This window comes from Terriglobia bacterium, assembly GCA_032252755.1.
In the GTDB taxonomy this organism is placed as follows: domain Bacteria; phylum Acidobacteriota; class Terriglobia; order Terriglobales; family Acidobacteriaceae; genus JAVUPY01.
Window position 1 is genome coordinate 294,118 of record JAVUPY010000025.1, and the last position, 14,758, is coordinate 308,875.

Here is a 14,758-nt window from a genome sequence, read left to right on the forward strand (position 1 = left end):
AAGGTGCCGTTATTGGCCTAAAGGTGCCATGCCGTTTTGTGTTCGTCGCCGTCTTTTCCACAAGTAATATCATTTTCTGCTTTACTTTCACTTCTTCCGCGCATTATCGTGTCCAGCCATCTAGTTGTCTAGACTAGTTTGCGAATGTCGTCCCACACGCTAGATCGGCAGAGCGTCGTCCCGCTCTATTACCAGATCCGCCAGTCCCTGCTCGACCAGATTCGGTCGGAGGAACTAAAGCCGGGCGATGCCGTGCCTTCCGAGCAGGCCATCTCGGCGCAGTTCGGGGTGAGCCGGATGACGGTGCGGCAGGCGCTGAAGTCTCTTGCCGATTTAGGCGTGATTTATAGCCGTCGCGGCAAGGGAACATTTGTCGCCGGCCACAAGCTGGAGAAAAGTTTCCGCCAGGTCCTCTCCTTCACCGAGGAGATGGCGGCGAGAGGGGCCAGGGCAAGTTCGCGAGTTCTGCGGTTCCGAGTCGAGCCCGCCGACCAGACAGTGGCGGATGTCCTGCATGTCCCTGAAGGCGAGAAGTTGGTCAGCCTCAAGAGGCTGCGCCTCGCCGATTCGGTTCCGATGGGCATTGAGTGGAGCCGCATTCCGCAGAAGCTGTGCCCGGATTTGCGTGACACCTTCGACCCACGGAGTTCGTTGTACCAGTTGTTAAGCCAGCGTTATGGAATCAAGGTCGCGGTGACGGATGAAGTCGCCGAGGCCGGTGTCGCGGACCCGGAGCAGTCACGCCTGCTGCAGATACCGCGGCGCTCGCCGGTGCTTTTGTTTTCCAGGATTTCGTATGTCGAAAGTGGAAAGCCAGTGGAGTACGTAGTTTCGGTTTACCGGGGCGACCGATACAAGATCGTCAATCGCCTCATTACCCAGAAATGACGGGCGTATCCCCATTGCGTCCTTTAGGCCTTTCAAAATTGAAGAGGAGTGGCCGCAGATGAATTGCAGAAAACTTTGGAACCTTCCACTGTCGATCGTGGCGATTGTGGTTTTAGCAACATCAATCGCTGCCTTCGGCCAGCAGATAACTGGGGATATCCGAGGTATCGTGACCGATCCCTCCGGCGCGGTAGTTCCCGGCGCGAAGGTGGAGATCAAGAACACCGATCAGAACGCTGTGCTTCGCACCCTCAAGACCGGAAGCGACGGTTCCTATGTCGGAACTTATCTTCCCGTCGGAAATTATCAAATCACGGTTACGGCTCAAGGATTTCAGACCGTCAGTATTAACAAGATCGTTCTAAACGTGAACGACCGGCGCGTGGTAGACGTTCCCTTGAAGGTCGGCTCATCGAGTCAGACCGTCGACGTCCGCGAGAGCGCCGTCCAGGTAAACCTGGACTCCTCCACATCCGAAGGACTTATCAATGGAACGCAGATAAGCCAGTTATCGGTGCTGTCGCGCAGCTTTGTTCAGTTGGTAACGCTGATGCCAGGTGTGTCGCAGAATATGGCGAGCGATCAGTTTTATGTCGGAGCCAGCAACCCGACCGGCTTGTCGAACCAGATCAACATCGTGGTGAACGGCAGTCGTCCTTCGCAGAACAGTTGGCTCATCGATGGCGCCGAGGACCTGAACCGCGGCTCCAACCTGACGCTCTACTCGTATCCGAGTATGGATTCGATCGCCGAATTCAAGGTTTTGCGCTCCAATTACCTCCCGGAGCACGGGCGCACTTCCGCCGGAGAAGTCAGCGTGGTCACGAAGGGCGGAACGAACCAGTTCCATGGTTCGGCCTACGAGTTCTTCCGCAATGACGTGCTGAACGCCAATGATTGGTTCAACAAACAGAACGAATTCAAATACAACCAGCCGAATAAGAGGCCTCCGATGCGCTGGAATGATTGGGGCTTCACCTTGGGCGGCCCCATCCAGAAAGACAAGACCTTCTTCTTCTACTCACAGGAGTGGCGCCATTTAATAACTTCCACCGCGGCATCAAGAAGCGGTCAACTCCCGACCGCTGCCGAAATGGCCGGAACTCTTCCCATTCCTGTTTGCGTCGCCTACGATGCTAACAACGTATGCACCGCAACCGGCACTACGATCGCCAACATCGACCCTGTTGCGGCCGGTTACATCAAGGACATTTACAGCAAGTTGCCGGCATCCACTGCCTCCAACGGCTCGATTACGACTGTCGGCCGCAACCGCTACTACTATCGGGAAGAGGCAGTACGTGTAGACCACAACTTCGGCCAGAAGTTAAATGTTTTTGCCCGGTACAACGACGACTCCATTCCTACTCAGGAGCCTTTCGGTCTTTACACCGGCTTGGTTTTGCCGGGTGTCGCAACCACCCAGAGCAATACGCCGGCACACATGTTCTCCGCGCACGCCACCGCAACCCTCTCTTCGACGCTACTTGACGATGGCGGTTACACCTACTCGTGGGGCGGTATAACCAGCACTCCGATCGGAACCATGGCGATTGCAAACTCGCCTGACATCAACCCGACATTGCCTTTCCCAACAACTTCCGCGATCGTGCCTCTTCTTAGTTTTCAGAATGGCCAAGGTCTTACCGGATTCGGGCCATACCGCGATTACGACAAGGACCAGAGCATTTTCGACACGCTTTCGTGGAACCTCGGCCGGCACGCGCTGAAGTTCGGAGCAACATTCAACCTTTATAATCACGACGAGAATACGAACAACTACCCGAGTTACACCATCAGCCAGTCGAATGGATGCGCGGCCAATCCGCCAGACGTCTGCACGGCGGCAAACAACACTTTCGAGCAGAACTGGGCGAACTTCCTCCTGGGCCGGGCGTACTCCTTCTCGGAGGCGCAAAATACTGTGACCTATCTCTTCTCGCAGAAGTCGTTCGAGTTCTTTGGCCAGGACGAATGGCGCCTCAGGCCGAATCTGACGGTCGATTACGGACTACGTGTAACATTCCTGGGCGGCCCCCAGTCAACCAATAACCTGATCAGCACGTTCGATCCGAAGCTCTATAACGCGGCGAACGCACCCGCGATCGATCCGGCAACCGGAAAATACCTGTCGGCTGTCGACCCGAGAACTCTGCCCGGTTACATCCAGGCGGGTAAAAACTCGCCCTACGGACAGGCGCTCGAGGCCACCCAGCACGGCATAGCACCGCGCTTCGGGTTCGCGTGGGATCCCACAGGCAGCGGGAAAATGAGTATTCGCGGTGGATTCGGCCTGTTCTACGGTCTGAACTCCATCGACAACCAGCTCTACCACCAGACTACGAATCCGGGCATTTCGCCGGCAGCAACCAGTTTCTCCGATACGAGTCTTTCGAACCCGACTGGGCCCACGGGCGGCAGCGCAACCACGACCGTGCTTCCCCCTTACATCTACGGGCCGAATCCGAACTTCTGGAAGTTACCGTATACCGAGATGTTCAACCTCGACCTGCAACGCCAGTTCGGTCGCGGCATGATGTTTGACATCGGCTATGCAGGGAACCTCGGACGCCACCTCATGGGCGGCATCGACGTCAACATGCCTAAGCCGCTGGCGTTCCAGAGTATTCCGGGCTATTGCGCGTTGCACAACGACGCCGAGTGTTACTTCCATGCCCATGATTGGAGAATGCTAAATTACGTTCGCCCCTACCAGGGCTATGACGCTATCAATGAGTGGACCTCCGCCTTCACGTCCAGCTACAACGGATTGCAGGCTCAGTTCACGAAACAGTTCACCGACGACTCGCAGATCGTCGTGAACTACACCTGGTCGCACAACCTGACCGATGCTTCGGAGAACTTCCGCGGTGCCGAAAACAGCTACAACCTGAAGCGTGATTGGGGCAACTCGATCTTCGACCGCCGCCACGTTTTCAGCGCCAGCTACGTGTACTACCTGCCCTTCTACAAGAGCCAGCAGGGATTCCTGGGACACGCGCTGGGTGGATGGGAAGTCTCCGGAGTGGTTTACCTGAACACCGGAATCCACTACGACTTCACCACTGTTAGTTGTAACGAGGACTACGTCGGTCTCGGAACCTGCGGTTACACTTGGGCCGGTGATCCTCCGGACCAGATCGCCGATCCGAACTCGGGAGCTCCTCATCAGTGGAACCAGTGGTTTAACCCGGCTGCGTTCGCCTACGTCGGATGCGATGCTTCTAACCCGAAGTGCACTCCTGCCATGCCGCCGTTGCGGCAAGGAAATGCGCGGCGTGGGCAGGTCGTCGGGCCCGGCATCCATCGTTGGGACGCTTCGGTTTTCAAGAACTTTAAGATCGGCGAGCGTGTCGATACGCAGTTCCGCGCCGAATTCTTCAACGCGCTCAACAACGTCAACTTCGCCCTCGGTACTCCGGCAACTGGCCTGAGCACGAGCCTGAACAGCGGCCTGTACAACCAGATCCTCAACGCGCGTGATCCACGTAACATTCAGTTTGCGTTGAAGGTCAGCTTCTAGCACACAACCTGCATTCGCCTCTGACCCACGCCCGGATGTTTCGGGTGTGGGTTTTCTTTTTGCTGCGGCGAATTCCTTCAGTAGACTGGAGCGCGCAGGGGGACCACCAGGATGAAGCTGAGCATCACGACATTTCTCATGTTCGATGGCAAGGCCGAAGAAGCCATCAACTTCTATATTTCACTTTTCCCCGATTCCGGCATTCTTTCTATCGATCGCTACGCTTCGGGCGAGGGAGCCCCCGAAGGCTCCGTCAAGACGGCGCGCGTCAAGTTGGCCGGGCAGACTTTGCAATTCTTTAACAGCCCCATGAAGCATGGCTTCACCTTCACTCCGGCCATCTCCTTGTTCGTCGAGTGCGACAGCGAAGCCGACATCGAGCGACTCTTCAACAATCTCTCGCAGGATGGCCAGGTCCTGATGCCTTTGAATGCATATCCTTTCAGCACGAAGTTCGGCTGGTGCAACGACCGCTTCGGAGTCTCCTGGCAACTCAATTTCATTCGCAGCTGAACGGAACGGGAGCTGTGCATATCTCACCTGAAGAGCCTTCGGCAGCCCCATAAAAGTGGTTGGCCACTTTGGTGCTATTTTTCTCTTTACATCTCTCTTGGCCGGCGCTATTGTCCAGCTATCTAGTTGTCTAGACCAGCTGTGGGAGGCTCTATGTGCTGTCGCAGACGCTAGACCGGCAAAGTGTCGTCCCGCTCTATTACCAGATTCGCCAATCGCTGCTCGATCGAATCCGCTCGGAGGAACTGAAACCGGGCGATGCTGTTCCTTCAGAACAGGCGATCTCGGCGCAGTTCGGTGTGAGCCGGATGACGGTTCGGCAGGCGCTGAAGTCCCTTGCCGATCTCGGGGTGATTTACAGCCGCCGGGGCAAGGGAACATTCGTCGCCGGCAACAAGTTGGAAAAGAGTTTTCGCCAGGTCCTCTCGTTTACCGAGGAGATGGCGGCGCGAGGGGCAAGGCCAAGTTCGCGAGTTCTCCGGTTCCGAGTTGAACCCGCCGACCAGATAGCGGCGGATGTCCTTCACGTTCCGGTCGGGGAGAAACTGATCAGCCTCAAGCGGCTGCGTCTCGCCGATTCCGTCCCGATGGGCATTGAGTGGAGCCGGATTCCCCTGCGTCTTTGCCCGGATATACAGAAGACCTTTCAGTCAAAGAGTTCGTTGTACCAGTTGTTAAGTCAGCGTTACGGGATCAAGGTCGCGGTGACAGATGAAGTTGCCGAGGCCGGCGTCGCGGACCCGGAGCAGGCTCGCCTGCTGCAGATCCCGCGGCGCTCGCCGGTGCTTTTGTTTTCCAGGATTTCTTATGTCGAAAGCGGAAATGCAGTGGAGTACGTAGTTTCGGTCTACCGAGGCGACCGATACAAGATCGTGAACCGCCTTATCACCCAGAAATGACCGGGCGTATCCCCATCTGCGCCCCTTTGCGCAAAGGCCTTTTGAAAATTGGAGAGGAGTGGCCACACATGAATTGCTTCAAAAAGTATTGGAAACTTGGACTGGCCCTGACGGCGATCGCAATCCTCGCCACATCAGCGGTCGCCCAGAATGTCACCGGATCCATTGTGGGTACGGTTACCGATCCGTCCGGGTCGGTCATCCCCAACGTGACTGTCACCGTGACTAATACGGATCGGAACGTCGTCATCCGTACGGTCACAACGAATGCAGCCGGCAACTACTCTGCGCTCCTCTTGCCGATCGGACATTACTCCGTTGAAGTCAAGGCACAGGGTTTCCGCACCATGTCTCGGAATCAGATTGAACTCAACGTCAATGACAGTCTGACCGAGAGCTTCACTTTGCAGGTAGGCTCCAGTGAACAAGTGATTAATGTCGAGGCGAACCCCGTTCAGGTGGAAACCCAGAGCGCGGCATCCGGCGGCTTGGTTTCGGGGACGCAAATCCGACAACTCTCGCTTCCGAACCGCAATTACATGTCGCTTCTGACGCTGGTTCCTGGAGTAACATCCACCGCGGCCGACCAGATGTACGTTGGAGGCTTTGCTCCCTCCGGTGCGGCTAACACTGTCCAGTTCTCCGTCAACGGCGCCCGTACCAGTCAGAACAACTGGCTGGTGGATGGCGTTGACAACGTCGATCGCGGCGCGGCCCTCACCGTTCTTACATTCCCAAGCGTCGACGCAATTGCCGAATTCAAACTTCTTCGTGGAGCGTATGAGCCCGAATATGGCCGAAATGCAGGGGGACAAGTTAACGTCGTTACCCGCTCAGGAACGAGCACCTTCCATGGAGGGGCGTATGAGTTCTGGCGCAATGACGTACTGAACGCAAACACATATTTTCGCAATCTGAATAGCGACCCCAAACTCAACAGCAGACCCGAACCACTTCGCTACAACAACTTTGGTTGGACCTTGGGTGGACCTTTGTACATCCCGGGACACTACAACACAAACAAGGACAAAACATTCTTCTTCTTCTCGCAGGAATGGCGGCGCTACATAACCTATTCCACACCCCGTGCTACTGTTCCGACCGCCGACGAGCGGAATGGTAACTTCGCCGACCCAGTTTGCACCCACTACACGACGAACGTTGGATCCAGTACCTGCGACGATTCCGGGACTTCCATCACTACGATCAGCCCGCTGGCACAGTCCTATTTGCAGGATGTTGTGTCCAGAATTCCTCTGCCGAATCCAGCGCCTGGAGACGATCCGCACACGCTGTATTCCACCTGGTCCAATCGTTACAATTTCCGCGAAGAACTCCTCAAACTCGACCACAACCTCACTTCGAAGATCGCCCTGAGCGCCAAAATGTTGCGTGACGACATCCCGACGGAGGAACCCGGTGGCATCTATGCGACATCCGTCATTCCGGGAATGGCGACCACGAAGACAAACTCTCCTGGACATAGTTATACAGGCCACGTTACTGCAACACTGTCTCCGACCCTGCTCATCGATGGCGGCTACGGATACAGCTATGGCGCCATCGAGAGTATTCCGGCAGGCTTTATGCTCATGTCTGAATCGCCGGATGTCCAACCCACTCTTGCTTTCACACCCGTGCACCCCCGTATCCCCAACCTCCAATTTGCCAGCGGTTCCAGTTTTGCCGGCGTTGGTCCATACCTCGATTACAACTACAACCATTCGGTTTTTGGCAACGTGTCCAAGGTGATCGGGAACCACTCGTTCAAGTTCGGTGCAACCTATAATCACTACAGGAAGACCGAGAACAATACCGGCGGTACTGAAGGAACGTTCGCATTCAACAACCCCACGGATGCCATACCCTCTGGGTCAGCCGCAACAGCTTACATGCAGGCGTTTGCTAACTTCCTCTTGGGACACGTCAATTCGTATACCCAGAGTGCAGTCGATATCACGCCGGACATCCGTCAGAACTCGATGGAACTGTACGGGCAGGATAGCTGGCGCATTCGTCCCAACCTCACTCTCAGCTACGGCCTCCGCTGGTCCATCTTCCGCCAGCCCTATGACGCGAAGAATCAAATCAGCAACTTCGATCCCGCAGCCTACGATCCCGCCAAGGCTCCCTGTATTTCCGCGGATGGAAAGAGCATCGATCCTACGTGCAATCCCAATTACGATCCGCTCAATGGCTTCGTCATTGGCGGCGTCAATTCGCCGTACGGGCGCAAGGTAACTAATGAGCAATGGGATGCGATCGCTCCTCGCGTGGGAATCGTCTGGGATCCAACTGGCGACGGGAAAACATCCATTCGAGCCGGCTACGGAATGTTCTATGACACCATCCTGGTTGGTTCACTTGAGTTCAACGTGCTGTTTAATCCTTATCTCGTAAACAGCATCAGTGTTTCCAATACATCGTTCGACAACCCCCTCGCGGGTACCCCGAACATTTCTCTCGCTCCAAAGCAAGTCTATGGCCGCGTTCCATCCCCATGGAGCAATCCGTACACTGAGCAGTACAGCTTCGATATCCAGCGCGATCTCGGTAACGGGTTCATGCTGGACATGGGCTACTACGGATCCCAGGGGCACCACCTCATCGGTGTCATCGATATCAACCAACCCAAGCCCGGCGAATACCTTGACACTCTGATGTGCTCGGCTACGGTAACGACGAATTGCGTCCCTCAGGGCAGCTTCATCACGAGCAGCACCCGGGACTTGATCAACAGGATTCGTCCTTACAAGGGCTACATCGGTGTCAATGCCATGGAAACCATCTTCAACCAGAACTACCATTCACTTCAGGTTCAGGGCCAAAAGAAGTTCTCTGACAGTTCGCTCATCAATGTTTCGTACACATGGTCCAAAAACTTGACGGATAACCAGACGGACCGCAGCACCGCACCGCAGAATAGTTCCAACATACGGGGCGATTACGGCCCCAGCCAGCAGGATCGCACTCACGTGTTCACGGCGAACTTCGTTTACGGAATCCCATTCTTCCGTGACCAGAAGGGGTTTGTCGGCCACACATTGGGAGGCTGGGAATTCTCCGGCATCGTTCAGGCGTGGACTGGTGTTCCATTGACCGTCACTACCAGTCAGAGTGCCGATCCTGCGGGACTCGGCTGTCTATCCGCCAGCCCTTGTGGAGTTCGTCCAAACCAGGTGGGAGACCCGAATGCAAATGCTCCGAATACTTTCGCGAAGTGGTTTGATACAACGGCTTTCCAGAATATCCCCGCGGGCCAGACCACTCCCGGAACCGAACGCCGCGGAGCGGTTCGCGGCCCCGGCCTGCAGAACTGGAATCTCGCATTGTTCAAGTCCTTCAAGTTCGGAGAACGCGTGAGTAGCCAGTTCCGGTTGGAAACCTTCAATGCCTTCAACCATACGAACTGGGACACCGTCGACACGAATATTTCTTCCGCTACATTTGGGAAGATCACGGGAACCCGTTCACCACGAATTGCACAACTTGGATTGAAGATAAACTTCTAACCCCATACCCCATACCCCATACCCCATACCCCATACCCCATCCACGCCGTCGGGCTTGGGTGGGGTATTTTTCTGTCACGAACCAGCGATCAACAACCAGTCACAACTTTCTCTTGACTCGCCGGTTATAATTAACAGTGGACATAGTCCGTCCAGCGGCGCCTCCAGTAGGCGCCGCTTCTGTTGCTCGCTCTTTGTCAATTCGATCGCGGGAGAAGAGCACGACGTCAGCCGTGCCGATACCCAAGCTGTGTTTTTGAGAGGGTGCGGTTTTTACGATTGCCATAGACTTCGGCCGGGTTCATCTGGGAAGCGAGCACTGAGAACCGAGAACTGGGAACTGGCCTTGCGTTGCACAGTTTCTCTCCGTAAATTCCTGAAAACAAAACGAGAATCGGTATTTTTAGATTTAAGTTCTTTCTTCTCAGCGGGCTACACGGAAAATTTCCGTAAGTCGTTGAAACCAGGAAGAACCAAAACAGGGGGGCGGGTCAAACCCGACCAAATGACCCGATAACCGGAAAACCGGTAACTGGAGACTGGGAACTGAGAACTGTTGTTCTCACACTCGCAAAACTTTGATTCCCATCTTCTCGAACGGAGCAATCATCTCGTCCGTCGCGCCGGAATCGGTTACGAGGACATCGATTTCGCCGGATTGGCAAATCTGCCATCCCGCGACTACACCGAACTTGCTCTGGTCGACGACAGCGATCTTTCGTCGCGCATGTTTCACCATCGCTCCATTCAGGGCCGCTTCGTCGGGGCTGAAGCAGGTCGCTCCCCACGATGGATCGATTCCATCCGCGCCGATGAACAGCGTGTGAATCACGACGTTGTTGATCGCCTGGATCGCCGTCGGTCCGACCAGCGAGAACCATTCGCCGCGCAGGTAACCGCCTGTTACGAACACGCTGACATCCTTGCGCTTCGAGAGTTCCATCGCGATGTTGGCGGTATTCGTGATGACCGTGACATTGTGGTTCAGCGGAATGCCTCTTACGACTTCCGTCGTCGTCGTTCCCGGCGTGAGCGCGATGTTCTCTCCCGGTTCGATGAGTTCTGCCGCTGCTCGTCCAATGCGTCGTTTCTCATCCGCATAACGCGAGACCTGAGCCTGGAAGGAACGGTCGTTGCGGAACGGCTCATAGAACAGCGGTTCGATCGACTCCGCTCCGCCGTGTGTGCGCCGGAGAAGCCCGCGTTCCTCCAGGATGTTCAGGTCGCGCCGAACCGTGACGACAGATACGTCGAGCTTCGCGCTCAACTCCTCGACGGAGACCGAACCGGACTGCTGTAGGAGTTTCTGGATGATGACGAGGCGACTTTCCTGCTTGTCCCGAGGCTGAACTGCGTCCGATTCAGGTGCCCGATTGTTGCCGTTACCGCTTGGAATGAGGTCTGCCATAGTTGTTCCAAAGGCCCGTCAGTTTAACCCCGTAATTGCGGTTACGTCTAGCGGGGTTGCTCGATTCGAATGCGTCAATAAGACACATCCAAAGACAATAATCTTCGTTTCACCGCATAGCAATGATTCTTCGCTGATTGCATTCTCCGGGATCGTTCGAGTACGCTAGCCCACAATGTCCCCGACCTTCGCCACCGTGAATTGGTCCAATGGTTCGCTCGATGCGCCTGGCCTGCGCTCATCCCTCAAGCAGCTGGGACAGATGAAAGGCTTGTTCGCGGATGACGCCGCGTTCGCCAAGATGGATCCCGAGACCGTTGTTTACCGCGTCTGGTGGTGGGAACCGGTAGCTCCTGGCACGGAAGGCGGACTGTTCTGGGGAACCACAGAGATACTGCCTGGCAAAGTGGGCAATGAGTATTTCATGACCCACGGCCATCAGCATGCGAACCGCGACCGCGCCGAGTTCTACGGCACCATTGCGGGGGAAGGCATGCTCGTGCTGTGCGATGAAGATGGCAATGCCAGGTATGAACTGATGCGTACCGGAACCCTTCACTACATCCCGGGGCGTGTGGCTCACCGAACCGTAAACACCGGGCATACTCCGCTGCGGTTCATTGCATCGTGGCCCAGCGATGCTGGTCATGACTACGGGGTTATTGCGACCACAGGTTTAGGAGCGCGAGTCATCGAGCAGAACGGCAGACCAGTGTTTGTGAAGGACAGGTTGTGATTACGGAAGGAACAGGTATCGCAACGCCGTTCGACCCGAAACTGGGAGTGCACCACGATCCAGCAGACCTGACGTTCCGCTATGACGAGGGCGTCTTTGGCCCGAAGCCCGAGTTTCGGCCGCTGGACTCGATTCGGCGTAGCCTGCGTAATCCCAACTGCGATGGTCCCGATCCGGTTTACTCCATCGTGATGGACGTCGGCCGCGAAGAGCATCGCGATGAGTTGCAGCGCCGGATGCTGCTTTTCGGGATAGTCGCTTACGCGGCAGGACGTCTCGGCGATGAACCGGTTCGCAGCCAGGGTCATATTCACAAGATTGCGCCTCATTGTGGCTGGTCCACACCGGAACTGTTCGAAATCTGGCAGGGAAGTGCGATCATCTACGCGCAGGAAGGCGCAACCGACGATCCTGGGCAATGCGTTGCGGTCGTCGCGGGCGAGGGAGATCAAGTGGTTGTGCCTCCGGGCTGGGTTCATACTGTCATCAATGCCGACCCGAACAGCCAATTAGTTTTCGGCGCGTGGTGTGATCGTCAGTATGGTTTCGAGTACGACCAGGTTCGCGCACACGGCGGGCCCGCCTGGTTCCCGCTGCTGGATGAAAATTGGCAGATGAGATGGGACGCCAATCCATCCTACATCGGTTCGGATTTATCCGTGCGGCCCGCACGCGCCTATCCCGAGTTGGGTCTCACTCCGCGCGTTCCGATTTATGAGCAATTTGCGGTTAACCCCGAATCTGTCCAGTGGGTTTCCGACCCGGCGCGCTTTGGGCCGTTATGGGGCGATTTTGAGCCGTAACACTCTTTCGCTACTCTATCGCGGCAGCGGGGCTTAGTCAGCGCAAAACGGTCCAAGAGCCAAACACCCACACGAAGGAGCGAGTTGACTACCGATTCGGCAATCGCAGAAACTGTGTTACTCTAGTGAAAACCTGCCGCGGAGAGGTGGCCGAGTGGCTGAAGGCGGCGGTTTGCTAAACCGTTATACGGTCAAAAGCTGTATCGGGGGTTCGAATCCCCCCCTCTCCGCCAGAAATCTAGAAATACCAATCACTGTCTTTCGTACGACTGAACGGTCATCCCCGCTGCTAAATCGCTAAAGGGACACCAAACAACGGCCAATCTGAGGCCGACCTGATCTCGTCCCATCGATCGCTGCTCGTGGCCTACGCTAATATGTGCTCGGCCTCTACCCCCTCAACTGTCGTCGCGAGCCAATTGACGAAGGTCTTGCCTGACCAGGTCAACCTGGCTGGAAAGTAATTCCATCGCTTTTCTCGCTCCGGCCATATCCCCGTTTTTCGCCGTGGTCTCCAATTCTTTTGCCGATTCCTGCGCGGCAGCGGCCTGGAATGTGCCCACCGAGCCCTTCAGTGCGTGCGCCGCTCTCTGGATGGTCAACGCGTCACCCGTTTCGAAGCCAATTTGGAGCTGCTGCATCTGTTTAACGCTGTCTACGATCCACAACTCGGCCATCTCGGCGAGCAGCGCCCGATCTCCCATGACTCCGTCAAGTAGCGCATGCATCGGTCCAATCGCCTTGAATTTCATCCCGGCGGATTGGCTATCCTTTCGAGCCTTCTCGAACTCTGCGATTGCCTGTTTCAAATCATCGACGCGAATCGGCTTGGCAAGATAACCGTCCATGCCGGAACTGAGGCACCTTTCCTTATCGCCCTTCATGGCGTGTGCGGTCATGGCCACGATTGGTACGTGCTTTCCCGTGCCGGCTTCCGCGGCACGAATTGCGATCGTTGCCTCCAGTCCATCCATTTCCGGCATTTGCACGTCCATCAGCACGAGGTCGAACTCTTCCACTCCAGCCCGCTCCAGTGCCTCTTTGCCGTTGTTGGCGACGCGCACCTTGTGCCCAAGCTTTTCCAGGATCCTCGTGGCTAATGTCTGGTTCACAGGATTGTCTTCCGCAAGTAAAACTCGCAGCGAGTGACGGGAAGGCGTTATGGGCGTCGCCGCACTCTCGTATGTCTCGCCCTTTCGAGGGTGCCCAGCGACAGCGGAGACGATGGCGTCGAAGAGTTCCGATTGCTTGATCGGCTTCGTCAGGTACTGCGTAATTCCCAACTCGCGGCACCGGGCAACATCGCTCGGCCTCCGGGCTGAAGTCAGCAGGATGATTTTGATTCCCCGGTACGCTGGATTGTTCCTGATTCGCTCCGCCACCGCGAAGCCGTCCAGGTCGGGCATCTGCACATCGAGCAGCACCAGCGCAAAAGAATCCGCGCCCGGTTCAGCAAGCACCGCCAGCGCTTCAGCGCCACTGTCGGCGAGTTTCGGCTTCATGTTCCAGTTTGTAAGCATTTCCTTCAGGATTCGCCGATTGGAAGCGTTGTCATCAATTACCAGGATGGGCAGATTGACGAGTTTGTCGTTCGATTGCAGGTGAGCTTCCGATTGCGTTTCCTTCCGTTCCAACACGACCGTGAAGTGGAACTTGCTTCCCTGCTTAACCTTGCTTTCCACCCACATGGTTCCGCCCATCAGCTTTACCAGTGCTGCCGAAATCGAGAGCCCCAGCCCGGTCCCGCCGTACTTGCGGGTGGTGGAGCTATCGACCTGCTCAAACGCCTCGAAGATCGCCTGCTGCTTATTCTGGGGAATGCCAATACCTGTGTCAGAGACGAAAAAATGCAACCCCAGCGTCGAGTCCGTCTGGCTTTGTCGCTCGACGTGCAGCATCACCTCGCCTTTATCGGTGAACTTGATGGCGTTGCCGACGAGGTTAATGACGATCTGCCGGAGGCGCAGCGAGTCTCCGAAGACGCGATCCGGCAAGTCCGGTTCAATATGACATCCTAGTTCCAGTTCTTTCTGGTGAGCGCGCGGGGCCAGCAGTCGAACGGTGTCTTCCAGCGTGTCGCGCAGATGGAACTCCGTCTTGTCGAGTTCGAATTTCCGTGCTTCGATCTTGGAGAAATCGAGCAGATCGTTGATGAGCACCAGCAATGCGTCGGCAGAATCCCTGATCGTGACGAGGTATTCGCGCTGTTCGGCACTGAGTGAAGTGCCCAGCGCGAGTTCGGTCATTCCCACAATCGCGTTCATGGGCGTGCGAATCTCGTGGCTCATGTTTGCCAGGAACTCGCTCTTGGCGCGATTAGCCTCCTCGGCCTTTCGCGTTTGCTCGGCAAGTTGTTCGTTGTTCCGTCTGAGTTGCCTCTCCAGAGCTTTCCGGGCGGTGATGTCCGTGGCGACGCGCAGAGACCCGATGAGCGCACCCTCCGCGTCGTGGACTGCCGTGATCGCCACGCTCACGT

The 14,758-nt window shown here is 56.2% G+C and carries 9 protein-coding genes and 1 tRNA gene; 8 read left to right on the top strand and 2 right to left on the bottom strand.

Annotated features, from left to right (window positions below):
- Nucleotides 1-144: 144 nt before the first annotated feature.
- The 5 genes from ROO76_06605 to ROO76_06625 all read left to right on the top strand — a co-directional run bounded on the left by ROO76_06605 (nucleotide 145) and on the right by ROO76_06625 (nucleotide 9,335).
- Complete coding sequence (locus ROO76_06605; protein ID MDT8067823.1) at nucleotides 145-888, top strand: GntR family transcriptional regulator; 744 nt, start codon at nucleotides 145-147, stop codon at nucleotides 886-888.
- Nucleotides 889-946: 58 nt separating this feature from the next.
- Nucleotides 947-4,411, top strand: coding sequence for a carboxypeptidase-like regulatory domain-containing protein (locus tag ROO76_06610; protein MDT8067824.1), 3,465 nt, complete (start codon nucleotides 947-949; stop codon nucleotides 4,409-4,411).
- A 111-nt stretch (nucleotides 4,412-4,522) separates the two neighbouring features.
- Nucleotides 4,523-4,924: a VOC family protein gene (locus ROO76_06615; protein MDT8067825.1), complete on the top strand. Its 402-nt coding sequence runs from the start codon at nucleotides 4,523-4,525 to the stop codon at nucleotides 4,922-4,924.
- Between the two features lie 155 nt (nucleotides 4,925-5,079).
- Nucleotides 5,080-5,823: a GntR family transcriptional regulator gene (locus tag ROO76_06620; GenBank protein ID MDT8067826.1), complete on the top strand. Its 744-nt coding sequence runs from the start codon at nucleotides 5,080-5,082 to the stop codon at nucleotides 5,821-5,823.
- 68 nt (nucleotides 5,824-5,891) lie between these two features.
- A complete protein-coding gene (locus tag ROO76_06625) occupies nucleotides 5,892-9,335 on the top strand; it encodes a TonB-dependent receptor (protein MDT8067827.1) in 3,444 nt (1,147 codons plus the stop codon).
- Between the two features lie 562 nt (nucleotides 9,336-9,897).
- On the opposite strand, the gene ROO76_06630 is transcribed toward ROO76_06625, so the two are convergent.
- Nucleotides 9,898-10,743 (bottom strand): DeoR/GlpR family DNA-binding transcription regulator, encoded by an 846-nt coding sequence (locus ROO76_06630; protein MDT8067828.1) that lies wholly within the window; start codon nucleotides 10,741-10,743, stop codon nucleotides 9,898-9,900.
- A 175-nt stretch (nucleotides 10,744-10,918) separates the two neighbouring features.
- Between ROO76_06630 and ROO76_06635 the strand changes: the two genes are divergently transcribed.
- The 3 genes from ROO76_06635 to ROO76_06645 all read left to right on the top strand — a co-directional run bounded on the left by ROO76_06635 (nucleotide 10,919) and on the right by ROO76_06645 (nucleotide 12,515).
- A complete protein-coding gene (locus ROO76_06635; protein ID MDT8067829.1) occupies nucleotides 10,919-11,479 on the top strand; it encodes a glucose-6-phosphate isomerase family protein in 561 nt (186 codons plus the stop codon).
- Nucleotides 11,476-12,282 (top strand): glucose-6-phosphate isomerase family protein, encoded by an 807-nt coding sequence (locus tag ROO76_06640; GenBank protein MDT8067830.1) that lies wholly within the window; start codon nucleotides 11,476-11,478, stop codon nucleotides 12,280-12,282. The genes ROO76_06635 and ROO76_06640 overlap by 4 nt, the downstream gene beginning before the upstream one ends.
- 140 nt (nucleotides 12,283-12,422) lie before the next feature.
- A tRNA-Ser gene (locus tag ROO76_06645) sits at nucleotides 12,423-12,515 on the top strand.
- Between the two features lie 165 nt (nucleotides 12,516-12,680).
- Here ROO76_06645 and ROO76_06650 read toward each other — a convergent pair.
- Nucleotides 12,681-14,758 (bottom strand): response regulator (locus ROO76_06650; GenBank protein MDT8067831.1); only part of this gene is annotated, 2,078 nt, incomplete at its 5' end.